Annotated in this window: 22 protein-coding genes; 2 read left to right on the top strand and 20 right to left on the bottom strand. The window is 59.3% G+C overall.

All coding sequences use genetic code 11. The features are described 5' to 3' along the window. Window positions 1-36: 36 nt before the first annotated feature. The gene (locus tag NJ69_RS19020) at window positions 37-1,296 is read right to left on the bottom strand and encodes an abortive infection family protein (RefSeq protein WP_039582309.1); all 1,260 of its coding nucleotides are present in this window, start codon (window positions 1,294-1,296) and stop codon (window positions 37-39) included. Window positions 1,297-1,495: 199 nt separating this feature from the next. On the opposite strand from NJ69_RS19020, the gene iteA reads away from it, so the two are divergent. Further along, window positions 1,496-2,674 carry an anti-phage ATPase IteA gene (gene iteA / locus NJ69_RS19015; RefSeq protein WP_019470297.1) on the top strand — a complete coding sequence of 393 codons (1,179 nt, stop codon included), beginning with the start codon at window positions 1,496-1,498 and terminating at the stop codon, window positions 2,672-2,674. Next, complete coding sequence (gene iteS / locus NJ69_RS19010) at window positions 2,625-4,904, top strand: S8 family anti-phage peptidase IteS (RefSeq protein WP_039582308.1); 2,280 nt, start codon at window positions 2,625-2,627, stop codon at window positions 4,902-4,904. The genes iteA and iteS overlap by 50 nt, the downstream gene beginning before the upstream one ends. 50 nt (window positions 4,905-4,954) lie before the next feature. Here iteS and NJ69_RS19005 read toward each other — a convergent pair whose 3' ends face one another. The 19 genes from NJ69_RS19005 to yidC form a co-directional block, all read right to left on the bottom strand. Continuing rightward, complete coding sequence (locus NJ69_RS19005) at window positions 4,955-6,100, bottom strand: TniQ family protein (protein WP_039582307.1); 1,146 nt, start codon at window positions 6,098-6,100, stop codon at window positions 4,955-4,957. Between the two features lie 159 nt (window positions 6,101-6,259). Further along, on the bottom strand, window positions 6,260-8,095 hold the full coding sequence (glmS, locus tag NJ69_RS19000; protein ID WP_039582306.1) for a glutamine--fructose-6-phosphate transaminase (isomerizing): 1,836 nt from the start codon (window positions 8,093-8,095) through the stop codon (window positions 6,260-6,262). Window positions 8,096-8,097: 2 nt separating this feature from the next. After that, on the bottom strand, window positions 8,098-8,874 hold the full coding sequence (locus tag NJ69_RS18995) for a DeoR/GlpR family DNA-binding transcription regulator (protein ID WP_039582305.1): 777 nt from the start codon (window positions 8,872-8,874) through the stop codon (window positions 8,098-8,100). A gap of 161 nt (window positions 8,875-9,035) precedes the next feature. Further along, window positions 9,036-10,403 (bottom strand): bifunctional UDP-N-acetylglucosamine diphosphorylase/glucosamine-1-phosphate N-acetyltransferase GlmU, encoded by a 1,368-nt coding sequence (gene glmU / locus NJ69_RS18990; RefSeq protein ID WP_039582304.1) that lies wholly within the window; start codon window positions 10,401-10,403, stop codon window positions 9,036-9,038. Between the two features lie 122 nt (window positions 10,404-10,525). Then, window positions 10,526-10,945, bottom strand: coding sequence for a F0F1 ATP synthase subunit epsilon (locus NJ69_RS18985; RefSeq protein WP_023532701.1), 420 nt, complete (start codon window positions 10,943-10,945; stop codon window positions 10,526-10,528). A 44-nt stretch (window positions 10,946-10,989) separates the two neighbouring features. Next, window positions 10,990-12,366 carry a F0F1 ATP synthase subunit beta gene (gene atpD, locus NJ69_RS18980; protein ID WP_039582300.1) on the bottom strand — a complete coding sequence of 459 codons (1,377 nt, stop codon included), beginning with the start codon at window positions 12,364-12,366 and terminating at the stop codon, window positions 10,990-10,992. A 27-nt stretch (window positions 12,367-12,393) separates the two neighbouring features. Then, window positions 12,394-13,254: a F0F1 ATP synthase subunit gamma gene (atpG, locus tag NJ69_RS18975; RefSeq protein WP_029612178.1), complete on the bottom strand. Its 861-nt coding sequence runs from the start codon at window positions 13,252-13,254 to the stop codon at window positions 12,394-12,396. Between the two features lie 49 nt (window positions 13,255-13,303). Then, window positions 13,304-14,848, bottom strand: a complete 1,545-nt coding sequence (gene atpA / locus NJ69_RS18970) for a F0F1 ATP synthase subunit alpha (protein WP_029612176.1) — start codon at window positions 14,846-14,848, stop codon at window positions 13,304-13,306. Between the two features lie 21 nt (window positions 14,849-14,869). Further along, the gene (locus NJ69_RS18965; protein ID WP_029612174.1) at window positions 14,870-15,406 is read right to left on the bottom strand and encodes a F0F1 ATP synthase subunit delta; all 537 of its coding nucleotides are present in this window, start codon (window positions 15,404-15,406) and stop codon (window positions 14,870-14,872) included. Window positions 15,407-15,418: 12 nt separating this feature from the next. Then, entirely contained in the window at window positions 15,419-15,889 is a 471-nt protein-coding gene (locus tag NJ69_RS18960; RefSeq protein ID WP_029612173.1) for a F0F1 ATP synthase subunit B, read from the bottom strand. A gap of 57 nt (window positions 15,890-15,946) precedes the next feature. Then, complete coding sequence (gene atpE / locus NJ69_RS18955; RefSeq protein WP_003097235.1) at window positions 15,947-16,204, bottom strand: F0F1 ATP synthase subunit C; 258 nt, start codon at window positions 16,202-16,204, stop codon at window positions 15,947-15,949. 142 nt (window positions 16,205-16,346) lie between these two features. Continuing rightward, window positions 16,347-17,216 (bottom strand): F0F1 ATP synthase subunit A, encoded by an 870-nt coding sequence (gene atpB / locus NJ69_RS18950; protein WP_029612171.1) that lies wholly within the window; start codon window positions 17,214-17,216, stop codon window positions 16,347-16,349. 16 nt (window positions 17,217-17,232) lie between these two features. Then, window positions 17,233-17,640, bottom strand: coding sequence for a F0F1 ATP synthase subunit I (locus NJ69_RS18945; protein ID WP_029612170.1), 408 nt, complete (start codon window positions 17,638-17,640; stop codon window positions 17,233-17,235). A gap of 149 nt (window positions 17,641-17,789) precedes the next feature. Continuing rightward, a complete protein-coding gene (locus NJ69_RS18940; protein ID WP_039582210.1) occupies window positions 17,790-18,662 on the bottom strand; it encodes a ParB/RepB/Spo0J family partition protein in 873 nt (290 codons plus the stop codon). Window positions 18,663-18,671: 9 nt separating this feature from the next. Further along, the gene (locus NJ69_RS18935; protein ID WP_039582208.1) at window positions 18,672-19,463 is read right to left on the bottom strand and encodes a ParA family protein; all 792 of its coding nucleotides are present in this window, start codon (window positions 19,461-19,463) and stop codon (window positions 18,672-18,674) included. Window positions 19,464-19,481: 18 nt separating this feature from the next. Then, window positions 19,482-20,132, bottom strand: a complete 651-nt coding sequence (gene rsmG / locus NJ69_RS18930; RefSeq protein WP_039582206.1) for a 16S rRNA (guanine(527)-N(7))-methyltransferase RsmG — start codon at window positions 20,130-20,132, stop codon at window positions 19,482-19,484. Continuing rightward, the gene (gene mnmG, locus NJ69_RS18925) at window positions 20,129-22,021 is read right to left on the bottom strand and encodes a tRNA uridine-5-carboxymethylaminomethyl(34) synthesis enzyme MnmG (protein WP_039582204.1); all 1,893 of its coding nucleotides are present in this window, start codon (window positions 22,019-22,021) and stop codon (window positions 20,129-20,131) included. The genes rsmG and mnmG overlap by 4 nt, the downstream gene beginning before the upstream one ends. Before the next feature lie 496 nt (window positions 22,022-22,517). After that, the gene (mnmE, locus tag NJ69_RS18920; protein WP_039582201.1) at window positions 22,518-23,888 is read right to left on the bottom strand and encodes a tRNA uridine-5-carboxymethylaminomethyl(34) synthesis GTPase MnmE; all 1,371 of its coding nucleotides are present in this window, start codon (window positions 23,886-23,888) and stop codon (window positions 22,518-22,520) included. Between the two features lie 86 nt (window positions 23,889-23,974). Next, entirely contained in the window at window positions 23,975-25,657 is a 1,683-nt protein-coding gene (gene yidC / locus NJ69_RS18915) for a membrane protein insertase YidC (protein ID WP_029614325.1), read from the bottom strand. Window positions 25,658-25,659 lie beyond the last annotated feature (2 nt).

Genomic DNA, 25,659 nt, shown 5'->3' with positions numbered 1-25,659 from the left:
ACCTAGCCGGTCAGCCCCTTGGACCGCCTACTCAGTTCATGCCTTCTCGGCGTTTTCCGTGTGTTCCCGGTGCCGGTGCGTCTCGGACACAAAGTCGATAAACGCGACGGCCGCTGCAACAGCTAACCGAGCGTGCCTCGGCTGAAGACCACGATACTGGCCGTCCTTTCCGTGTCCCGTCCCGTAAAGGCCTCTTAGCTGTGTCAGATTGCTCGTGATCTGGGTGAGGTTGCGCAGTATCAGTCGAACGTTCTCAGCCCCCTTGGCAGCATCACTTACGCCCTCTGGCACAAGTTGAAGAGCTTTGGTGAGCTTCTTCGTCAAGTCACCCATGTCGTCTGACTTGGTGAAGGCGATACCACGCTTGGTGAGAATCGACTTGCAACAGGTCTCCACAAGCTCTTTAGCGGTGCCGATCGCCAACTCCGGGTCGGTATCCACGGCGAGCTCTAGACGTTCGATTTGCTTGGCCATCCAGCCTGCATTCAGTGCATCTGCAACCGCTTTAGCACGGAGTACCGAGCGGCCACCATTATGCTCTAGAGACCGAAACGCAAATCTCGGTCGGCCAGCAATGAGTTCAGCCTGATACAGCTCCCATCCGGCGCCCTTCAGTTGATCATTGAACTGCTCCGCCAGCTTGAGCGCGTCATTTCGATCGGGTCGCACCAAGGGATGGACCATTTCACACAGAAAACGCAGGAAGTGATCGGCACTCCCTTCAGCCAAGCGGAAGCGGCTGTCGCTGTAGAGCCAGTCGTTTTCCCAATCATCGTTGTTACAGCGATGCTGCCAGATATCGCCAACAGCATCCTTGTAACGGCTATCCGTGGATGGCATTTCTTCCAGGTCGTACAACCGGCTCAAAAATTCCACATCGTTGAGCCGCCCGCTCCAGTCGACATCCTCCAAGCGCAGACCATCCAAGATGTTTTGTCGCACCTTTTTAGGCAGTTCTGACTGACTCGACGACCGCCAATCAGCGCGGAACTCCCTGTCTGGGACGATCACTGCAGAGTAGCAATCATTCTCCTGATGCTCGGTAACGGTGCGTAGCTTGGCTGTGATCTGCTCTTCCAGCTGGCTGCGTTTCGCGCCAAGACGAGCATAGTCAGAAGCAGGCATCTTGAACTGGATGTGCCAGTAGTTGGTGCCGCCATTCCAATTGTCATACCCCGTCTGCTCCGCTGCGGCGGGGTATTTCTGCACGATCTCGGCAGCATCATCCGCACCATCTGCTCTCAGGAGAGTATGTACGGTCGCCAGTAGCGGCTCGATTTGGTCGTTCTGCTCCATACCTGCCTCAAGAAAGCCAACCCCATTGGCATCGCTCGCCAGGCCATAGCCCTAGGGCGCCGCCACCTTACGACAGAAATGCAAATTTCCACAGGTCACTATAGTGAATCAGAAGCACAGTAATGCGAAACGATTTTGACCAGATACGCTACACTCACGCCGAAATCCGAAACAGATAACCCTTTGAGCGAATCATCCCGTGGAATACCTCTCAGAAATCTTGAAGATCCTGGACGGAGCTCTCAAGGCGAATGCCAGCATGGCCTCGAATTATGCCGGCCTCCTGGCAGACAAACTGGAGAGTGACGGCGACAAACGACAAGCCCGAATGATCAGAGAGCGCCTTGCGCGGGCTCCTGCAGCGCTAGCCAGTGCCCAGGATGCTGCCCATGGTTTCAGCTTCTCGAACCTGCCTACAGATGGTGAAAGCCATCTGCATACGGTGGACGTAAGCACCCCTTCGCTTGATAAAGGCTCGTTGCTGCTGCCCAGTGCTGTTGAGAATCGAATCCAGGAGTTTCTGGCAAATATCCGCCGATACGACGACCTTGCACGCGTGGGCGCTGCCATGCCGAGCCGCTTGCTGGCATACGGCCCGCCCGGTACCGGGAAAACTAAGCTTGCCCGGTATATCGCCGGGCACCTTGAATTGCCACTGCTAACGGTCCGCTGCGACACGCTTGTGAGCAGTCTACTAGGACAGACCAGCCGGAACCTCCGTAGGGTGTTCGAGTACTCCCAACAGCGCCCCTGTGTACTGTTCCTAGATGAGTTCGATGCCTTAGCGGGGGCTCGGGGGAACGAACGTGATGTCGGGGAGCTCCAGCGAGTGGTGATTGCACTGCTGCAGAACATAGACGCCATCCCAGAGAGCACCATTCTGGTCGCTGCAACCAATCACGATCAGTTGCTCGACCCAGCCATCTGGCGCCGTTTCAGTTTCCGAATTCCTATGGCTGAGCCTGACCTGGCATTGCGCCGAATGCTGTGGAAACAATACCTGGAGCCGTTCAGCGCCGAGCAGTTGGATCTGGATGTCCTAGCTCAGCTGTCTGACGGAATCACAGGGGCAAACATTGAACAGGTCTGCCTCGATACCAAGCGCGGGGCTGTTTTGTCGAACGCATCCAGCGTCGATGAAAACCAACTCATCCGACGCCTAGGTTTAAATCTTGCACTTACTGGTGGCCGAGTGCTATCTACTGTCGAGTCAGAAGTTCGGTGGCTTAATGGATGGGCACCAAAGTACTTTTCCCTGAGAACATTGGGAAGACTGTACGACCTGTCGACTAGGCAAATCACGAAGATCCTCAAGGAGGAGACCAGTAGTGGCCCGCAAGAACACGCCCGCGCAACCGCTGTTGAATGCGAGGGTTGAGAATCCGTTCATACATGTCCCGTTTCAGCCTGGGGATCTCTCGTCAATTGAGGGTGGCGGTGGCGGTGGTGGCAAAGAGCTCGTAGAGGTCAACGCCGCTTACCGTCAGGCACTTTCAAGAACACTCGCAGGTGCTTCATCGGCGCTCTCCCGCGAGCAGATGCTTCATCCCCAGGCTTTGACGCACCTGGTACTCAAGCTGCGGGAAAAGGGAATCGCAAAAACCCACCGCCCCATCTTGGTCGCAGAGGAAGCGAAGCTACAGCCGGCTGGCCATGGTCAGATTGATGAGATGCTCGTTGGGGCCTCTGCCAACAGTCTGGACGTGTTTGATCGTGTGATCCTGCACCGCGACACCAAGAAAATTCGATCCCAACTGAGTGTGATCGAATCCATTGAGCCTTGGGATCGCCAACGACGAAACCCGGAAGGAAGCCACCGGCTCCTGGAAAATGGTCGTGCCGTTTTGCGACTCTTCCAGTACCAACAGGGCAGCTTCAACGCGTTCAATTACGAGACCTTAGTGCGGATTTTGAAGTCACTATCGCTGCCGTTCGTCCAAATCGACCAAGGACGTGGCCTGCCGGTATTTGGCATTCGAGACCTGGACAAGATCCAAGACGATGCTCTTGAACAGATACTGGATTTCCCTGGCATTCGAACAATTTACGCGGAAAAGCTTTTCCTTCCCGTTACAACTGTCCAAATGCCTATGAGCGGCGCGGTAGCCACCCAAGCTCAGCCAACTCCACAACCCGTCACGCTGCCCACGGTGGCCGTCTTCGACTCCGGTGTGAGCTCGGATGCGAAGCTGATTGAGCACTTCGTCAAATCGAGGGATCCCTACGTCCTACCTCCAGACACCAATTATGAGCATGGAACAGCGGTAGCCTCTCTGGTCGCCGGAGGGGCATTCTTCAACGATAAGCACGCTTGGATCCCAACAACGCCAGCTTACGTACATGACGTCTGTGCGTTGGAAGTTTCTGGCTCTTACATGTCCGATCTGGAGCTGCGGCTTCAGTCGGCCGTGAAAAAGCGCCCGGATGTGAAGGTATGGAACATATCGATTGGTGGTGACGCTTGCGACGACAGCCACTTCAGTGACATTGCCATGGCGTTGGACCAACTCAGCGATAAGTACCAGGTTCTCTTCGTAGTAGCTGCCGGTAACTACAACGACCTCCCTCGGCGTGAATGGCAAAAGTTTTCGACGCTCGCTGACCGTATTTCGAGTCCAGGGGAGTCGGTTCGTGCATTAACTGTGGGTTCGATCTCCCACATTGATGCTGCGGGCGCGCTCAGCGCTATTGGCCACCCGGCACCTTACTCGCGTTGTGGTCCTGGCCCTGTCTTCACTCCGAAACCAGACATCACGCATGTGGGCGGAGGAGTACATGCTCCGTGGAACGCCGGCTCGGCTAGCCTCAAAGTCTTGTGGCCCGACAATCAGCTGCGCTTGGGTTTTGGTACGAGTTACGCGGCTCCCCTCGCATCGTGCATGGCAGCCCACGCATGGCAAGCTGTGGCTGGGCGTCCATCGCTAAATCCGTCGCCTTCGTTGGTCAAGGCATTAATGATCCATGCAGCGCAGCTCTCTTCGCCTGATTACGATTCTTACCATCGCCGATATCTAGGTGCAGGCCGCCCTGAAGACGTACTTAAAGCCCTTTACGATTCAGACGACAGTTTCACCCTCGTTTTCCAGGCGAATCTGGTACCGGGCAACATGCGCTGGCGGAAAACGCCTTATCCGATCCCAGATGTTTTGATTGAGGACGGAAAATTTCGGGGCGAGGTGATCATCACGGCGGCATATGCCCCCCCACTGGACCCCAACTCGGGCAGCGAATATGTGCGCGCTAACGTTGAGTTGAGCTTCGGTGCGATAACGGGAGATACCATCCAAGGCATGGTTCCAATGGACAGCGATGAAGGCCAGAGCGGATATGAGATCGCTCAAATTTCCGCTGGAGGTAAGTGGTCGCCAGTGAAGGTGCATAGGGCAAAATTCCCCAACGGCACAGCGGTCCTGCAATGGGGATTACAGGCAAAGGCTCGACTACGTGCATACGAACCCGAGCTAACAGAGGCGTTGCCGGTCAACATAATCGTAACTTTGCGATCACTGGATAGAGATCCAAAGGTACGCGCGGCAGGACTCAAAGCGCTGAGCCAGTGCAACTGGGTCCATACTCCTCTACCTGTTCGCGTACCGATTCGAGTGTAGAACATTGGCTGCCTGGACTAGGCGTCGCAGCGGGTGAAGGCTTGCGGCGTCTATTTTATGATCCCGACAGCTCGCGCTTTTGCTAAACCGATCTTGGGAATGCTGGGCGAAGCAGCGACGGTGGTATTCCGCTGCGATGGTCCTTCATGAATGGACAGCGGGGTGTTGCAGCAGGGATAGTGCTTGGATGTAGGCCAAGGCCAACCTACCTGGACTACCACGTCATCCAACACAATGCGCGGGGTGAACCAAACCCCCAAACCCTGCACATAGTCTTCTTCTACGAAGTGGACATACTTTGTGTCCTCTATCCGATAGCTGCTCCAAAGCGAATCAGTGCATCGAGCGCTCCCCGCTAGGGACATTAATTCACGTTCGAAATCGTCATAGCTGTCATAGAGCGCCACGACAGCATGAATGAATAATGCTGTGATGGTCCCAGCTCGACTTTCAAGGCTCGGTGATGGCACATCGGCGAACCTCTGTACAAGATCGCTCATGGTCGAGGCTATCGCCTGCATTTTTGACCTTTCCTCGCCACTGAGCTGCGGGCTCAAAGCGGTAGCCTTATCCAGCAGCACCTTGGCGGCATGCAAACCAGAGATGATATGGGGCGACCTGCACAATCGCTGGTAGACCTCAGCACGCTTGAGCGCCAATGGGTCGTGGTTAGCAACAACTTCAGCTTCGGCGAGATGCCGGCCGCCGCAAGTGCGCCACATCACATCAAGGTCATGATCTATGCGAGTGAACAACTTACCGCAAAAAGGACAATCCCTAAGCAAGACAGCGTTGTGCTTGGGGCACACCGACACGTTTGACGCGCCATAGCGCCTCCAGTATGAAAACCCGTGGATCTTGAGGTCTTCCCGAACGCATTCAGGGCAGAAGGAAGCATCCCATTCACTGAAGTGCTCCCCCTCAGAAAGGTACTGAGTGCCTGAGTAGGCAAAATCCCAGTCACTCTTGATGACGTGGAACGCTGCATTCAGCGTGTGATTGTGAACAAGTCGATTGAAACCATAGCACCCAGGCCAGCCGATGGCTGCTGCGAGCCTTCTCACTTCGGCCGTCTTTATCACATGACGGGTACGCAGGGCTTCGAAGATCTCTGCCTTGGGCTCGGCCCAATAGAGCAGCAGGTTCCTTCTCACGTATGACGGAAGAGTTTCATCAGGCAGAATCGAGAGGGGCATGTGAAAACGCCAGTACAAGGAAGGGAGGGGTCACGCGGGGAGGCTGGTGTAACCGCCCGATGGAGGGGAGCGAGCGCTTCCCCTCTACCGGCGACAGTTTTAATTGTTGGGCGACAGCTTTAATTCCACAAAATCACCCTACATCCGACCCAGCAACCCTCACTCCACCGTCACCGACTTGGCCAGGTTACGCGGCTGGTCGACATCGGTCCCTTTCAACACGGCCACGTAGTACGACAGCAATTGCAGCGGGATGGTGTAGAGGATCGGTGCGAGGGCGTCGATGATGTGCGGCACCTTGATCACGTGGGTGCCTTCGCCGTTGCTCATGCCGGCGTTCTCGTCGGCGAACACCACCAGCTCGCCGCCACGGGCGCGGACTTCCTGCAGGTTCGACTTCAGCTTTTCCAGCAGCTCATTGTTCGGCGCAACCGTGACCACTGGCATATCGGCATCGACCAGCGCCAGCGGGCCGTGCTTGAGTTCACCGGCCGGGTACGACTCGGCGTGGATATAGGAAATTTCCTTGAGCTTGAGCGCGCCTTCCATCGCCACCGGGTACTGCGCACCGCGGCCGAGGAACAGGGTGTGGTGCTTGTCGGCGAACAGCTCGGCAGTCTTCTCGACCACGGTGTCCATGGCCAGGGCTTCGCCCAGGCGCGCCGGCAGGCGACGCAGTTCTTCGATCAGTTCGGCTTCGACGCCCGCTTCCAGCGTACCGCGCACTTGGCCCAGGGCCAGGGTCAGCAGCATCAACGATACCAGCTGGGTGGTGAACGCCTTGGTGGAGGCGACACCAATTTCCGGGCCAGCCAGGGTGAGCAGGGTCAGATCCGACTCGCGCACCAGCGAGCTGATGCCGACGTTGCAGATCGCCAGGCTGCCGAGGAAGCCCAGTTCCTTGGCGTTGCGCAGCGCCGCCAGCGTATCGGCGGTTTCGCCGGACTGGGAGATCGACACGAACAGGGTGTCCGGCTGGACGACCACCTTGCGGTAGCGGAATTCGCTGGCGACTTCGACTTGGCACGGGATGCCGGCCAGGCTTTCCAGCCAGTAGCGGGCGACCATGCCGGCGTGGTAGCTGGTGCCACAGGCGACGATCTGCACGTTGCGCACCTTGGCGAACAGCTCGGCGGCCTGCGGGCCGAACGCCTGGACCATGACATGGTCCTTGCCCAGGCGCCCTTCCAGGGTGCGCTGAACCACCGACGGCTGCTCATGGATTTCCTTGAGCATGAAGTGGCGGTAGTGGCCTTTGTCCGCCGCCTCGGCGCCTTCGTGGTACTGCACGGTCTCGCGCTGCACCGCAGCACCGGATTGGTCCCAGATGCTCACGTGATCGCGGCGGATCTCGGCGATGTCGCCTTCTTCCAGGTACATGAAACGGTCAGTGACCTGGCGCAGCGCCAGTTGGTCGGACGCGAGGAAGTTCTCGCCGTGGCCCAGGCCAATCACCAGCGGGCTGCCGCTGCGCGCGGCGACCAGACGGTCCGGCTGTTTGGCACTGATCACCGACAGGCCATAGGCGCCATGCAAGCGCTTGACCACGGTCTTGAACGCCTCGGTGAGGTCGGGGATCTGCTTGAGGGTATGGTGGATCAGGTGGACGATCACTTCGGTGTCAGTCTGCGACGCGAACACGTAGCCCAGACCTTTGAGCTCTTCACGCAGCTCTTCGTGGTTTTCGATGATGCCGTTGTGAACAACGGCCACTTCCTGACCGGAGAAGTGCGGGTGGGCATTGTGCTCGGTCGGCGCGCCGTGGGTGGCCCAGCGGGTATGCGCGATGCCCAGGTGACCATTGAGCGGTTCGGCAGTCACGGCGGCTTCCAGCTCGGCCACTTTGCCGATGCGGCGGCGGCGGTCCAACTGGCCTTCGGCGGTGATTACCGCCAGGCCGGCACTGTCATAGCCGCGGTACTCGAGACGCTTGAGGCCTTCGATGAGGATGGAGGTGATGTTACGCTCGGCGACTGCACCGACGATTCCACACATGGTCATTGCTCCTGGCTGATCGCGGCGCAGATCAGGTTGATGCCGCGGGCTTGAATCTGGTCGCGTGCCGAACTCGGCAGGCGATCATCTGTAATAAGGGTGGTAACGCTGCCCCAAGGCAGCTCAAGGTTGGGAATCTTGCGCCCGACCTTGTCCGACTCGACCATCACGATCACTTCACGGGCCACCTCGGCCATCACCCGGCTCAGGCCAAGCAGCTCGTTGAAAGTAGTGGTGCCGCGGTTCAGGTCGATGCCATCGGCACCGATGAACAGCTGATCGAAATCGTAGGAGCGCAGCACTTGCTCAGCGACCTGGCCCTGGAACGACTCCGAATGCGGATCCCAGGTGCCGCCAGTCATCAGCAACACAGGCTCATGCTCCAGTTCGCTGATGGCACGGGCCACGTTGAGCGAATTGGTCATCACCACCAGGCCAGGCTGGCGGCCCAGTTCAGGGATCATCGCGGCCGTGGTGCTGCCGCTGTCGATGATGATGCGCGCATGCTCGCGAATACCGGCAACGGCAGCGCGGGCGATGGCTTTCTTGTAGCTGGAAATGGGCTGGGCGACCCCGCCGAACATTTCTTGCGGTACCGGCACGGCGCCGCCGTAACGGCGTAGCAGCAGTCCGTTGGTTTCGAGCGCAGCGAGGTCCTTGCGAATGGTCACTTCAGACGTTTCGAAATGCTTGGCCAAGGCGTCGACGCTCACCTCGCCCTGTTCTGCGAGCAAGGCGAGGATGTTATGGCGGCGCTGGGGGGTGTTTCGTTTCGACATCTGCTTTTAAGTTTCGATTCGAAAGATAATGGGTGCAATCAAAACCTAAGATCGGCATTTCGTCAAGCTGCCCATCAACAGCTTTCACCCAGAAAACCCGCGCAAACAAAAGCCGACTTATTCACATAAGTCGGCTTGTGGATAACAGAGCTGTTGATAACTCAGTCTTTCTTGATCTTCACCGGCCTCTTCCAGCCGTCGATGTTGCGCTGACGTGCGCGGGCGACCGCCAGCTGACCAGGTTCGACCGCCTGATTGATGGTCGAGCCAGCCGCAGTGGTGGCGCCATCCTTGATTTCCACAGGCGCTACCAACGAGTTGTTCGAGCCGATGAAGACGTCCTCGCCCAGCACGGTCATGAACTTGTTGGCGCCGTCGTAGTTGCAGGTGATGGTTCCGGCACCGATGTTGGTGCGGGCACCGATCTGCGCATCGCCCAGGTACGTCAAGTGGCCGGCTTTCGCGCCTTCGCCCAGATGAGCGTTCTTCAGTTCGACGAAGTTACCCACATGGGCCTTGGCCTCCAGCACGCTCCCTGGACGCAGCCGGGCGAACGGACCGGCGTCGCTGCACTCACCCATCACCGCGCCTTCGATATGGCTGTTGGCCTTGACCACCACACCCTTGCGCAGTGTGCTGTTCTTGATCACGCAGTTCGGGCCGATCTGAACATCGTCCTCAATGACCACCTGACCTTCGAGAATGACGTTGATATCGATCAGCACGTCGCGCCCAACCGTCACCTCACCGCGCACATCGAAACGCGCCGGATCACGCAGGGTCACGCCCAGGGCCATCAGACGACGGCCTTCACGCAACTGATAGTGTCGCTCGAGTTCAGCCAGTTGGCGGCGGTCATTGGCGCCCTGCACTTCCATCGGATCGTGCGGCTGCTCGGTGGCCACCACCAGGCCGTCGGACACAGCCATGGCGATCACGTCGGTGAGGTAGTACTCGCCTTGGGCATTGTTGTTGGACAAGCGGCCCATCCAGTCGGCCAGGCGCGCGGCGGGCATCGCGAGAATGCCGGTGTTGCCTTCCTTGATCGCCTTCTGCGCATCGCTGGCGTCCTTGTGTTCGACGATGGCTGTCACCTGGCCCTGCTCGTCGCGCACGATACGGCCGTAGCCGGTCGGATCCTCGAGGTTCACGGTCAGCAGGCCGAGTTGGCGGTCGTCGACCTTCGCCAGCAGACGCTGCAGCGTTTGCACCTCGATCAGCGGCACGTCGCCGTAGAGCACCAGCACGGTGTCGGCCGTGATCGCCGGCAACGCCTGGGCGACCGCATGACCCGTACCCAGTTGCTTGTCCTGCATGACGAAATTCAGGTCGTCGGCCGCCAGGGATTCGCGCACGCGTTCGGCGCCATGGCCGATGACCACATGGATGCCATTGGGCTGCAGTTGACGGGCGCTGTGGATAACGTGGCCAAGCATGGAATTGCCAGCGACCGGGTGCAGCACCTTGGGCAGCGCCGAGCGCATGCGAGTGCCTTGGCCTGCGGCGAGAATAACGATATCGAGTGACATTGACTGGCTACCAATCCTGGGCGGTCAGGGATGTGACCGAGGGGGGAAATTCGGGAAAAGAAAAAGGGTAGCCGAGGCTACCCTTTAACTCAATCGCAACGCAGATCACCGGCAGGACCGGATCACTTGCCTCTGCGCATTTGCTGGACAGTGCGCAGCTGAGCCGCAGCCTCGGCCAGACGTGCGGCGGCAGCGCCGTAGTCGAAGTCCGAGCCTTTGGTGTTCAGCGCGTTCTCGGCAGCCTTGAGGGCTTCCTGAGCCTGAGCTTCGTCCAGGTCGGCAGCGCGTTGCACGGTGTCGGCGAGAACCTTGACCATGTTCGGCTGCACTTCGAGGAAGCCACCGGAGATGTAGTACACCTCTTGAGTGCCACCCTGCTTGGTCAGCGTAATCGGACCCGGCTTGAGATTGGTGATCAGCGGCGCATGGCCTGGCGCGATACCCAGATCGCCCAAGTTACCGTGCGCTACTACCATCTCGACCAGACCGGAGAAGATCTCCCCTTCCGCGCTGACGATATCGCAATGGACTGTCATAGCCATCTGCTTGCCTCAACCTGATTAGCGCCCCTTGCGGGGCGCCGGGATTACAGTTTCTTGGCTTTCTCGATCGCTTCGTCGATGCTGCCGACCATGTAGAACGCTTGTTCTGGCAGGTGGTCGTAGTCACCTTTGAGGATACCGCTGAAGCCAGCGATGGTGTCCTTGAGCGAAACGTACTTGCCTGGCGCGCCGGTGAAGACTTCGGCCACGAAGAACGGCTGCGACAGGAAGCGCTGGATCTTACGAGCGCGAGCAACCAGTTGCTTGTCGGTCTCCGACAGTTCGTCCATGCCCAAGATCGCGATGATGTCCTTCAGCTCTTTGTAACGCTGCAGAACGTACTGGACCTGACGGGCAGTTTCGTAGTGCTCGGTGCCGATCACGTTCGGGTCCAGCTGACGCGAAGTCGAGTCCAGTGGGTCGACGGCCGGGTAGATACCCAGCGAGGCGATGTCACGGGACAGAACGACGGTGGCGTCCAAGTGGGCGAAGGTGGTCGCTGGCGACGGGTCGGTCAAGTCGTCCGCAGGCACGTAGACGGCCTGGATCGAGGTGATCGAACCTTCCTTGGTCGAAGTGATGCGCTCTTGCAGAACGCCCATTTCTTCGGCCAGGGTCGGCTGGTAGCCTACTGCGGAAGGCATACGGCCCAGCAGAGCGGATACTTCGGTACCGGCCAGGGTGTAACGATAGATGTTGTCGACGAACAGCAGAACGTCGTTACCTTCGTCACGGAACTTCTCGGCCATGGTCAGGCCGGTCAGCGCGACGCGCAGACGGTTTCCTGGTGGCTCGTTCATCTGACCGTAGACCAGCGCTACTTTGTCGAGAACGTTGGAGTCCTTCATCTCGTGGTAGAAGTCGTTACCCTCACGAGTACGCTCGCCCACACCGGCGAACACGGAATAACCGCTGTGCTCGATGGCGATGTTACGGATCAATTCCATCATGTTGACGGTCTTGCCGACACCGGCACCACCGAACAGACCGACCTTACCACCCTTGGCGAACGGGCAAACCAGGTCGATAACCTTGATGCCGGTTTCCAGCAGGTCGTTGCCGCCTGCCTGGTCAGCGAACGAAGGCGCTGGCTGGTGGATACCGCGACGCTCTTCTTCGCCGATCGGACCGGCTTCGTCGATCGGGTTGCCGAGGACGTCCATGATACGGCCCAGCGTGGCCTTACCCACCGGAACGGAAATGGCCGCGCCAGTATCGACGACGTCCAGACCGCGCTTCAGACCTTCGGTCGAGCCCATCGCGATGGTACGAACCACGCCGTCGCCCAACTGCTGCTGGACTTCCAGGGTGGTTTGCGCGCCTTGAACTTTCAGCGCGTTGTAAACACTCGGCACGACGTCACGTGGGAATTCCACGTCGATGACGGCGCCGATGATTTGAACGATACGTCCGCTACTCATAGCTGGATCCTCTGAATATGTGAACCGTTAAACCGCGGCAGCGCCGCCGACGATTTCCGAGATCTCCTGGGTGATCGCAGCCTGACGCGCCTTGTTGTAGATCAGCTGGAGTTCGCTGATCAGGTCACCGGCGTTGTCTGTGGCGTTCTTCATGGCGATCATCCGGGCCGCTTGTTCAGCAGCGTTGTTCTCGACCACCGCCTGGTACACCTGCGACTCCACGTAACGCACCATCAAGCCGTCCAGCAGCTCTTTTGCGTCGGGTTCGTACAGGTAGTCCCAGTGGTGCTTGAGTTCCTGATCCGGGGTTGCCACCAACGGTACCAACTGCTCGACCGTCGGTTTTTGGGTCATGGTGTTGATGAACTTGTTCGAAACCACCGAGAGGCGATCGATACGGCCGTCGAGGTAGGCGTCCAGCATCACTTTGACGGAGCCGATCAGATCGTTGATCGATGGCTCTTCGCCCAAGTGGCTGATCGCGGCTACGACGTTGCCGCCAAAGATGCGGAAGAAAGTCGCACCTTTGCTGCCGATCACGCACAGGTCGATTTCCACGCCCTGTTCGCGGTTTTCGTTCATGTCCTTGACCAGGGCCTTGAACAGGTTGGTGTTCAAGCCACCGCACAGACCACGGTCACTGCTCACCACGATATAACCGACGCGCTTTACAGGGCGCTCGATCATGAACGGGTGACGGTATTCCGGGTTGGCGTTGGCCAGATGACCGATCACCTGGCGGATACGCTCCGCGTAAGGACGGCTAGCAGCCATGCGCAGTTGTGCCTTGCGCATTTTGCTGACCGCCACTTTCTCCATGGCGCTGGTAATTTTTTGCGTGCTTTTGATGCTCGCAATCTTACTGCGAATCTCTTTTGCGCCTGCCATGTATCACCTATCAGGTTAGCAAGCGGGGGCCAGAAGCCCCCGCTGCGGCTTACCAGGTCTGGGTGGCCTTGAACTTCTCGATACCGGCTTTCATGCCAGCGTCGATTTCGTCGTTGAAGTCACCTTTCACGTTGATCTTGGCCAACAGCTCGGCGTGATCGCGGTGGAAGTAGGCGATCAGCGCTTGCTCGAAGCTGCCGACCTTGGAGACTTCTACGTCGGTCAGGAAACCACGCTCGGCGGCATACAGCGACAGAGCCATGTCGGCGATCGACATCGGCGCATACTGCTTCTGCTTCATCAGCTCGGTGACGCGCTGACCGTGTTCCAGCTGCTTGCGGGTCGCTTCGTCCAGATCGGACGCGAACTGGGCGAAGGCCGCCAGTTCACGGTACTGAGCCAGCGCGGTACGGATACCGCCGGACAGCTTCTTGATGATCTTGGTCTGAGCGGCACCACCGACGCGCGATACCGAAACACCGGCGTTCACTGCAGGGCGGATGCCCGAGTTGAACATGGCCGATTCCAGGAAGATCTGACCGTCGGTGATGGAAATCACGTTGGTCGGAACGAACGCGGAAACGTCGCCAGCCTGGGTTTCGATGATCGGCAGGGCGGTCAGCGAGCCGGTCTTGCCGGTGACTGCGCCATTGGTGAACTTCTCGACGTACTCTTCCGAAACGCGCGAAGCACGCTCCAGCAGACGGGAGTGGAGATAGAACACGTCGCCTGGGTACGCTTCACGTCCTGGCGGACGGCGCAGCAGCAGGGAGATCTGACGGTAGGCAACGGCCTGCTTGGACAGGTCATCGTAGACGATCAGAGCGTCTTCGCCGCGGTCACGGAAGAACTCGCCCATGGTGCAGCCGGCGTAAGGTGCCAGGAACTGCAGTGCGGCGGATTCCGAGGCGCTGGCGGCAACCACGATGGTGTTGGCCAGGGCGCCGGCTTCTTCCAGCTTGCGCACGACGTTGGCGATGGTCGACTGCTTCTGGCCGACGGCCACGTAGACGCAGAAGATGCCGCTGTCTTTCTGGTTGATGATCGCGTCGACCGCCATGGCGGTCTTACCGATCTGACGGTCACCGATGATCAGCTCGCGCTGGCCACGGCCAACCGGGATCATGGCGTCGACCGACTTGTAGCCAGTCTGCACAGGCTGGTCGACCGACTTACGCCAGATCACGCCTGGAGCCACTTTCTCGACCGCGTCGGTCTCGGTGTTGTTCAGCGGACCTTTGCCGTCGATCGGGTTGCCCAGGGCATCGACCACGCGACCCAGCAGTTCCTTACCAACAGGAACTTCCAGGATGCGGCCGGTGCACTTGGCGGACATGCCTTCGGCGAGGGAGGTGTAAGCGCCCAGTACCACCGCACCCACGGAGTCTTGCTCCAGGTTCAGTGCCATACCGTAGACGCCGCCCGGGAACTCGATCATTTCGCCGTACATGACGTCGGCCAGACCGTGAATGCGAACGATACCGTCGGAAACGCTGACGACGGTACCTTCGTTGCGGGCTTGGGAGCCGACATCGAGTTTCTCGATGCGACCCTTGATGATTTCACTAATTTCGGAAGGATTGAGTTGCTGCATTGCTCTGCTGCCCCTTCAAACTCAAGATTTCAATGCTTCGGCCAGTTTCGCGATTTTGCCGCGAACAGAGCCATCGATTACCAGGTCGCCGGCGCGGATGACGACGCCGCCGATCAGGCTGGCATCCTCCGACGCGTGCAGGCGCACTTCCCGGCTGAGCCGTGCACTGAGAACCTTGGCGAGTTTGTCTTGCTGTTCTTGGTTCAACGCAAAAGCACTGGTGACTTCCACGTCCACGGATTTCTCCTGCTCGGCCTTGTACAGGTCGAACAGGGCGGCAATCTCCGGCAGAAGCAGGAGACGGTCGTTTTCCGCGGCAACATGAATGAAATTCTGTGCCTGTGCATCGAACTTGTCACCGCACACTTCAATGAATGCGGCGGCCTTGTCTGCGCTAGTCAGTTGCGGGGCCTTGAGCAGGCGCTGCATGGTGTCGTCTTGCGACACCGCAGCAGCCAGGCCGAGCATGGCTGACCAATTGGCCAGTTGCTGATGGGCCTGGGCATGCTCGAAGGCAGCCTTAGCGTAAGGTCGGGCCAACGTGGTCAGTTCTGCCATGATCGCCCTCGCTTAAATTTCAGCGGCCAGTTTGTTAACCAGCTCCGCATGCGCGTTTTGATCGATTGTGGCGCCAAGGATCTTTTCAGCACCGCCAACGGCCAGGGCACCCACTTGGGCACGCAGGGCGTCTTTGACGCTGTTCAGTTCCTGTTCGATCTCGGCCTGAGCCTGAGCCTTCACACGGTCAGCTTCGACGCGGGCCTGATCACGGGCTTCCTCGACAAGCTGAGCAGCGCGTTTCTTGCTTTGCTCAATGATTTCGGCTGCCTGTGCTTTCGCTTCACGCAGTTGCTGACCCGCTTTCTCTTGGGCCAGCTCCAGGTCGCGAGCTGCGCGGTTGGCAGCGTCCAAGCCGTCTGCAATCTTCTTCTGGCGCTCGTGCAGAGCAGTGATGACCGGAGGCCATACGTACTTCATGCAGAACAGCACAAAAATCAGAAAAGCAACGGATTGGCCAATCAGGGTTGCATTAATGTTCACGCCAACACCTCGCTCGGTCTTTGTCCATCACACCAATCAACTCGTAGGAACGAGTGATTAGCCGGCGATCTGACCAACGAAGGGGTTCGCGAAGGTGAAGAACAGAGCGATACCAACACCGATCATGGTGACGGCGTCGAGCAGACCGGCAACGATGAACATCTTGACCTGCAGCATCGGAACCATCTCAGGCTGACGAGCAGCGCCTTCCAGGAACTTGCCGCCCAGCAGGCCGAAACCAATGGCGGTACCCAGAGCACCCAGGCCGATCAGCAGAGCAACAGCGATAGCGGTCAGACCAACTACAGTTTCCATCTTTCCTCCCGACTTTTACGTCGTATTGGTTAGGTTTTTAGTTTGAAGCGGTAAAACAAATCGTTGAAACAACGGCCCTTGCGGACTTTTTCAGCCCTGCCCCCGAACCGGCGGACAAGGCTATCAGACACGCCAGGCGGTCTTAATGGTTATCTTCGTGAGCCATCGACAGATAGACGATGGTGAGCATCATGAAGATGAAAGCTTGCAGCGTGATGATCAGGATGTGGAACACCGCCCACGCCCACTGCAGTACCACACCCAGGCCGCTGAGCCAGAGGATGCCGGCGCCGAACATCACGGCGATGAGGATGAACACCAGCTCGCCGGCGTACATGTTGCCGAACAGACGCAGTGCCAGGGAGATCGGCTTGGCGATCAGGGTGACGAATTCCAGCAGGAAGTTCACCGGGATCAGCAGGATCTGCACGAAGAGGTTCTTGCTGCCGAACGGGTGCAGGGTGAGCTCGCCGATGAAGCCGCCGAAGCCTTTGATCTTGATGCTGTAGAAGATGATCAAGGCGAACACGCTGAAGGCCATGGCCAGCGTGGCATTCGGGTCGGTGGTGGACACGGCACGGAACGGAATGTGCGGATCACCGGAAATCAGGATAGCCAGCTGCGGAATCCAGTCGACCGGAACCAGGTCGATGGCGTTCATCAGGAAGACCCAGACGAAGATGGTCAGCGCCAGCGGTGCGATGACCGCGCTGCGACCGTGGAACGAGTCCTTCACGCTGCCGTGAACGAAGTCGACCAGCACTTCGACGAAGTTCTGCAGGGCGCCCGGCTGACCGGAAGTGGCCTTCTTGGCCGCCATGCGGAAGATGAACAGGAAGATCAGACCCAGCGCGACGGACCAACCCAGCGTATCCAGGTGGAACGCCCAGAAGCCCATTGCCTTGGCTTCTGCAGCCGAATGGGCGAAGCCCCAGCTGCCGTCTGGTAGTTGACCGTAGGTCAGGTTCTGCAAGTGGTGCTGGATATAGCCCGAAGCGGTTTCTGCTGCCATGGTTGCCTCAAACGCCCTAAGGTCTCGAAAGTCTTGTATTCATCAGCAGTGGCGCGAACCAGCTGACCATCAAGGTCAGCAGGAAGACGCCGAATACTGCTAACGGCGCCAGTGGCTTCACTCCTGCAAAGGTCAGTGCGAACAGCACTGCCGTCAAAATCAATTTGCCTGCCTCGCCTGCGTAAAACGACTTGACGATGGCCGGCGCCGCCCGGGCTCCGCTGAAGCGAAAAGCCTTCCAGGCGAAATACACGTTGGGCAGCCAGCCGATCAAACCACCACACAGGCCTGAATAACCGCTGACCTTGCCCTGCCATTGCCACAACACCAACGTTGCCAGCAATAACACCCCAAATTGAGCCAGCAGCACCGGGAAAACTGCCCAACGATGGAAAGGCAGGCGGTTTGGCGTGCGTATTTCCATCGCTACTGCTCCTCGAAAGTCGACCGCCTCGTCAGCGATGACTTGGCATAATTTGTGCCGACAAAATGCGCGCAGAGTATAGGGGTGGATGCCCCCCTATTCAACTATCGGGTAGTGATTTCCGACTGCGCGCTACAACGGGAATTGTTTCAGCGGATGTGGGCAAGTACGCCCTGAAGCTCGTCGAGCGAGTTGTAGCGGATGACCAACTGGCCTTTGCCCTTGTTTCCATGGCGAATCTGCACCGAAGAGCCCAGGCGCTCGGCCAGACGCTGTTCCAGGCGGGCTATGTCCGGATCAGATTTATCCGATTGCACCGGCTCAGGTTTACCGTTCAACCACTGACGAACCAGTGCCTCGGTTTGGCGCACGGTAAGGCCGCGTGCGACAACATGTCGCGCCCCCTCCTCCTGACGATTCTCCTCCAGGCCGAGCAGCGCACGGGCATGACCCATTTCCAAGTCGCCATGGGCGAGCATGGTCTTGATCGCTTCGGGCAGGGTGATCAGGCGCAACAGGTTGGCGACGGTCACCCGCGACTTACCGACCGCATCGGCCACCTGCTGCTGGGTCAGCTCGAACTCCTGCTGCAGACGCTGCAATGCCATGGCTTCTTCCAGCGGGTTGAGGTCTTCGCGCTGGATGTTCTCGATCAGCGCCATGGCGATGGCGGCTTCGTCCGGTACTTCGCGGACCATGGCCGGAATGCTGTCCAGACCGGCCTGCTGGGTGGCGCGCCAGCGACGCTCACCGGCGATGATCTCGTAGCGGCCTTCACCGATCGGGCGCACCACGATGGGCTGCATCACGCCATGATTGCGGATCGAGTGCGCCAGCTCTTCCAGCGCTTCTGGGTCCATGTCGCGGCGCGGCTGATACTTGCCGCGCTGAATCAGCTCGACCGGCAGGCGCTGCAGCTCCTTCTGATCGACCTTGACCGCCTGCTCTTCGAGCGCGCTGACGGATGGACCGCTGAGCAGTGCATCCAACCCACGTCCGAGACCGCGTTTCTTGATGGCCATGCGGATTCCTTAAGTTGTCTGTGCAGTGCGGGTTTGACGACGCTGGCGGCGCACCAACTCACCGGCCAAGGCCAGGTAGGCGAGCGCTCCGCGTGACTGCTTGTCGTAGGCCAGCGCCGGCATGCCGAAGCTCGGCGCCTCGGCCAGGCGGATGTTGCGCGGGATCACCGTGTCGTAGAGCTGATCGCCGAAGTGTTCCTTGAGCTGCGCCGAGACATCATTGTTCAGGCTCAGGCGCGGGTCGTACATGGTGCGCAGCAGGCCCTCAATCTTCAGCTCCGGGTTCAACCGGGCAGCGATGCGCTTGATGTTATCCACAAGGTCGCTCAGCCCTTCCAGTGCGTAGTACTCGCACTGCATGGGAATGATCACGCCATCGGACGCGACCAACGCGTTGAGCGTGAGCATCGACAACGAGGGCGGGCAGTCGATGAGAATGAAGTCGTAGTTGTCGCGGATCGGCGCCAGCGCGTTGCGCAGACGGCTCTCCTTCATCTGCATTTCCAGCAGCACTACCTCGGCGGCAGTCAGGTCGCGGTTGGCTGGCAGCAGTTGGAAACCGCCGTGCTCGGAGTACTGCATGGCCTGGGCCAGGTCGCATTCCCCGATCAGCAGGTCGTACACCGATTGCTCGAGCTCGTGCTTATCCACACCGCTGCCCATGGTGGCGTTGCCCTGTGGATCGAGGTCGATCAGCAGCACGCGGCGCTTGGTCGCGGCCAGCGATGCGGCGAGATTGATGCAGGTGGTGGTCTTGCCGACCCCACCCTTCTGGTTCGCGATTGCGAATACCTTAGCCATTGTTGCGTGTGTTCCCAGTCAAGCCTTGCGGCGCAGTATCAGCAGATGGCGCTGGCCCTGGCAACCTGGAACGGTCAGGGCCTGCTCGCTTTCCACTGTGAAGTCTGCAGGCAATGCTACCAGTTCATCGGCAGGATGCAGCCCTTTCATTGCAAGCCATTGCGTCTTGGCATCGCCGAGGTGGCGAGTCCAGTTCGTGAAGTTCTCCATGCTGCTGAATGCCCGGGAGATGATTCCGCAGAACGGCTGCTCAGGCTGCACCTCTTCCACCCGGCTGTGGATAACGTTGAGGTTGTCGAGTTTGAGCTCCATCTTCACCTGGGTGAGGAAGCGAGTCTTCTTGCCATTGCTGTCGAGCACGGTGATGTGCTTTTGCGGATGCAGGATGGCCAGCGGGATACCGGGCATGCCGCCGCCACTGCCGACGTCGAGCCAACGCTGAGTGTCGCTGTGGATAAACGGCATGACGCTGAGGCTGTCGAGCAAGTGGCGCGACACCATCTCATCCGGGTCGCGCACGGCCGTCAGGTTGTAGGCCTTGTTCCATTTGATCAACAGGGCCAGGTAGGCCAACAACTGGGCGTGCTGCTGCTGGTTCAGTTCGACACCAAGCTGCCGCGCACCTGTGGACAACTCTTCGGCGTGTTGCGGGGTGACCAAGACACTCAAGCGCTTTGCTCCAATTCGCGGCCGGCGCCGCGTTTCTTCAGGTGAATCAGCAACAGGGAAATAGCGGCCGGGGTGACGCCAGGAATCCGCGAAGCCTGGCCCAGCGTCTCGGGACGGGTCTGGCCGAGTTTGCCCTGGATTTCCTTGGACAGTCCGGAAATACCGGTGTAGTCGATATCCACAGGGAGCCGGGTGTCTTCGCTGGCCCGCAGTCTGGCGATCTCGTCCTGCTGGCGGTCGATGTAGCCCGCGTATTTGGTCTTGATCTCGACCTGTTCGGCCACCTGTGGATCGATGACGTCACCGCCGGTGGCCTCGACCAGACCGGCATAGTCGATCTCAGGCCGTGCCAGCAGGTTGAGCAGGCTGTACTCGTGGGCCAGTGGTGTGCCGAACTTATCCACAACCGCTTGGCCTTGTGGGGTACCCGGACGAATCCAGGTGCTCTTCAGGCGCTGTTCTTCGCGCTCGATGCCTTCGCGCTTGGCGCTGAACGCCGCCCAGCGCGCATCATCGATCAAGCCCAGCTCACGACCCTTCTCGGTCAGGCGCAGATCAGCGTTGTCCTCGCGCAGAATCAGCCGGTACTCGGCGCGCGAGGTGAACATGCGGTAAGGCTCCTGGGTACCCAGGGTGATCAGGTCGTCGACCAGTACGCCGATGTACGCCTCGTCGCGGCGCGGGCACCACGCCTCGCGACCTTGTGCGCGCAACGCCGCATTGGTGCCGGCCAGCAAGCCCTGCGCGCCAGCCTCTTCGTAACCGGTGGTGCCGTTGATCTGACCTGCGAAGAACAAGCCGCCGATGACCTTGGTTTCCAGGCTGTATTTCAGATCGCGCGGATCGAAGTAGTCGTACTCGATGGCATAACCCGGACGCACGATGTGCGCGTTCTCCATGCCACGGATCGAGCGCACCAGCTCGAGCTGGACGTCGAACGGCAGCGAGGTGGAGATACCGTTGGGGTACAGCTCATGGGTGGTCAGGCCCTCAGGCTCGATGAACACCTGGTGGCTTTCCTTGTCGGCGAAGCGGTGGATCTTGTCTTCGATCGACGGGCAATAACGCGGGCCGACCCCTTCGATCACGCCGGAGTACATCGGTGAACGGTCGAGGTTCGAGGCAATGATTTCGTGGGTGCGGGCGTTGGTATGGGTGATCCAGCAGCTCACTTGACGCGGGTGCATGGCGGCGTTGCCCATGAACGACATGACCGGGATCGGCGTGTCACCCGGTTGCTCGGTCATGACCGAAAAGTCCACGGAACGTCCATCGATGCGCGGCGGCGTACCGGTCTTCAGGCGACCGACGCGCAGCGGCAGTTCGCGCATGCGGTGGGCCAGGGCGATCGACGGTGGATCGCCGGCACGCCCGCCGGAGTGATTCTGCAAACCGATGTGGATAAGTCCACCGAGGAAGGTACCGGTGGTCAGCACGACGGCATCGGCGAAGAAACGCACACCCATCTGCGTGACCACGCCTCTGACCTGGTCCTGCTCGACGATCAAGTCGTCGCACGACTGCTGGAATATCCACAGGTTGGGCTGATTTTCCAGAATTTCGCGCACCACCGCCTTGTAGAGGGCCCGGTCGGCCTGGGCGCGAGTAGCGCGCACGGCCGGACCCTTACGGTTGTTCAGGACGCGGAACTGGATCCCGCTCTTGTCGGTGGCCAGCGCCATGGCGCCGCCGAGCGCATCGATTTCCTTGACCAGGTGGCTCTTGCCGATACCGCCGATGGCCGGATTGCAGCTCATGTGGCCGAGGGTTTCCACGTTGTGGGTCAGCAGCAGGGTTTTTACACCCATGCGTGCAGACGCAAGCGCAGCCTCGGTACCGGCATGGCCGCCGCCGATGACGATCACTTCAAAACGGGAAGGGAAATCCACCACGCACCTCGTGCCTGTTTTTGCGAATAGAGAAGGTAAGCCGACAAGTATAGGGGGTTCACCCGCTCCATTGAAACCGGTTGAGCAAAATTTGATCAGGCTGTGGATGAATGGCAGACAACAGAAATCAAAGAGGAAAAAGTTAAAGAAGCTTTGTTTTTATGTTTATTCTTATGCAGCCTGTTGTCTGTGGATAAACCTCTCCAGGCCTTTATTAACAAGCCTTACAGGGATCCAAAACCCTGTGCCGAACCCCACCTGAAGGCTTTGGATAAGGCCGTTTAACCTGTGGATTAAATGAATACTTACGCACAGGCAGCCTTATCCTCAGAAAAAAAGCCCGGTTATCAACGGAGCTGAAGGATGGTTTTCCACAGGGCTCAGGTGCACGGCATGCAGTCTGTGGACAGCCACGATGCAGGTCACGGTCCCCTCTTTTGACAGACGAAAAAAAGCCGCTCGGGTCAGAGCGGCTTGGGTGAGACGGTGCGCTACGTCATTTACCGATGCAGAAACTCGAGAAGATCCGTCCCAGCAAATCGTCCGAGCTGAATGCTCCAGTGATTTCGCCCAGCGCCTGTTGGGCCTGGCGCAGGTCTTCAGCCAGCAACTCCCCTGCGCCAGCGAGTGTCAGTTGCGCACGACCATGCTCCAAGTGCTCGCTGGCGTGACGCAGCGCATCCAAGTGACGGCGACGCGCACTGAAGCTGCTCTCGGCGGTCTGTTCATAGCCCATGCAGGCCTTGAGATGATCGCGCAGCAAATCCAGTCCGCTGGACTCGCCCTTGGCGCTGAGAGTAAGGGTCACGTGTCCATCCTCGCTCTGCACGAGACCTACGGCCTCACCACTCAGATCGGCTTTGTTGCGGATCAGCGTGACCTTGGCTGGATTCGGGCGTTGATCGAGAAACTCAGGCCACAGTGCGAACGGATCGTTGGCTTCCGGCGCGGTGGAATCCACCACCAGCAACACTCGATCGGCTTCGGCGATGGCCTTGAGTGCGCGCTCGACACCAATCTTTTCCACATGGTCTTCGGTATCGCGCAGACCTGCGGTGTCCACCACGTGCAGCGGCATTCCGTCGATGTGGATATGTTCGCGCAGGATGTCCCGCGTCGTGCCGGCGATGTCGGTCACGATCGCTGCCTCGCGCCCCGCCAACTGATTCAGCAGACTGGACTTGCCGGCATTGGGCCGACCTGCGATCACCACTGTCATGCCATCGCGCAGTAACGCGCCCTGCCCCGCTTCACGCTGGACTGTGGATAACGCTTCGCGTACCGCGTCGAGCATCCCTAGCACATGACCGTCGGCGAGGAAATCGATCTCTTCCTCAGGGAAGTCGATGGCGGCCTCGACATAGATCCGCAAGGCAATCAACGACTCGGTGAGCGCATGCACGCGCTTGGAGAAGGCGCCTTGAAGCGAGCGCAAGGCGTTGCGCGCCGCCTGGGCGGAACTGGCCTCGATGAGGTCGGCGATGGCTTCGGCCTGGGCCAGGTCGAGCTTGTCGTTGAGAAAGGCGCGCTCGCTGAATTCGCCAGGACGTGCCAGACGGCAACCCAGCTCCACACAGCGCTGCAGCAGCATATCCATCACCACAGGACCGCCATGGCCCTGCAGCTCGAGCACGTCCTCTCCGGTAAAGGAATTAGGCCCGGGGAAGTACAGGGCGATGCCCTCGTCCAGCACCAGACCGTCTTGTGCACGGAAAGGGCCGTAATGAGCGTGACGCGGCGTCAGCGTGCGACCGGTGATGGTCCGCCCCGCTTCGCTGGCCAGCGGTCCTGACAGACGGACGATACCCACACCACCGCGGCCCTGTGCGGTGGCGATGGCAGCAATGGTTTCACGCACTGAATTCATGCTCTAGGCCTTTGTTAGGAATTCGTCAGATAGCAAAAACGCCCCACTAGGGGGCGTTTTTATTCACAGGCAAACCGGGCTGCCCGTCAAGCGGCAGCTTTTTTGGTCGCTGCCTCGATGCGGCGGGTGATGTACCACTGCTGAGTGATGGACAAGCAGTTGTTCACAACCCAGTACAGCACCAGACCGGCTGGGAACCACAGGAAGAAGAAGGTGAAGATGATCGGCATCATTTTCATGACCTTCGCTTGCATCGGATCCGGCGGTGTCGGGTTCAAACGCTGCTGGATGAACATGGTCGCGCCCATGATGATCGGCAGGATGAAGAACGGATCCTTGATCGACAGGTCGGTTATCCACAGCATCCACGGCGCTTGGCGCATCTCGACGCTTTCCAGCAGTACCCAGTACAGGGCCAGGAACACCGGCATCTGCACCAGGATCGGCAGGCAGCCGCCCAGCGGGTTGATCTTCTCTTTCTTGTACAGCTCCATCATCGCCTGGGACATCTTCTGGCGATCGTCACCGAAGCGTTCCTTGAGCTGGGCCAGCTTCGGCGCCACGGCGCGCATGCGCGCCATCGAGCGATAGCTAGCGGCCGAGAGCGGGAAGAACAGGCCTTTGATGAGCATGGTCAGGACGATGATCGACCAGCCCCAGTTACCCAGCAAGCTGTGGATATGTTGCAGCAGCCAGAAGATCGGCTGAGCGATGAACCACAGGAAACCGTAGTCGACGGTGAGTTCCAGGCCTGGGGACAACTCTTTGAGCTTGGACTGGATCTTCGGACCGGCATACAGCATGGCGCTGGTCTCAGCCTTGCCACCGGCAGGTACGTTAAGCGCCGGACCGGTGTAGCCGATGATGTAGTTGCCTTGGCTGTCCTTGCGAGTCTGCACGACGTTGTTGTCAGACTTGGCCGGAATCCACGCGGTGACGAAGTAGTGCTGCAGCCAGGCGACCCAGCCGCCCGACACATTTTCTTTCAAACTGCCTTTGTCGATGTCCTTCATCGACACCTTCTTGTACGGCTCCGAACTTGTCCACAGGGCGGCGCCCAAGTAGGTGGCAGTGCCGGTAGCGGTGCTCGACGACGGATCGGAACTGGCGTCGCGCTTGAGCTGGGCAAACATGTTGCCGGTCCAGGGCGCGGCGCTCTGGTTGTCGATCAGGTAGCTGACATTCAGGTCGTACTCACCGCGCTTGAAGCTGAAGCGCTTGATGTAGTTGACACCGTTGTCGCTGAACTTGAGGTCGACCACCAGTTGGTCCTGACCGTTGGCCAGTTGGTAGCTCTTCTGCTCGGCGGCATACAGCGGACGGCCGGTGGAACGGGCGTCTGGACCGTCGGTGCCGGTCAGACCGCTCTGGGCCAGGTAGACGCGCTCGCCACCGTTATCGAACAGCTGGAAGGCGATGTCCGGATGATCCTGACGACGTGGGTACTTGGGCAGGGTCAACTGGACGATGTCGCCGCCGACCGGGTCGATAGCCAGGTCCAGGACGTCGGTCTTGACCCGGATCAGGTCCTTGCTGACAGCGACTGGCGCGATTTCAGCAGGGCTGGCCTCGGCGTTGGCGCTCGGCACGTCGGCGCTGGCGCCAGTGTTGCTGGCCGCAACGGTATCCGGCAGGGCCGGTGCAGCGTTGTTGGCCGCCGTGTGCTGAGTCGGCAGGGCTGCCTGGCCATAGTCCTGGTTCCACTTGAGGACCAGCACATAGGACACGATTGCCAGGGCGACGATCAGGATCGTGCGTTTAATATCCATGA

The sequence above is a fragment of the Pseudomonas parafulva genome, assembly GCF_000800255.1.
In the GTDB taxonomy this organism is placed as follows: domain Bacteria; phylum Pseudomonadota; class Gammaproteobacteria; order Pseudomonadales; family Pseudomonadaceae; genus Aquipseudomonas; species Aquipseudomonas boreofloridensis.
Note: the sequence above shows the minus strand (reverse complement) of the source record. Positions and strands in the feature narration are given on the sequence as shown.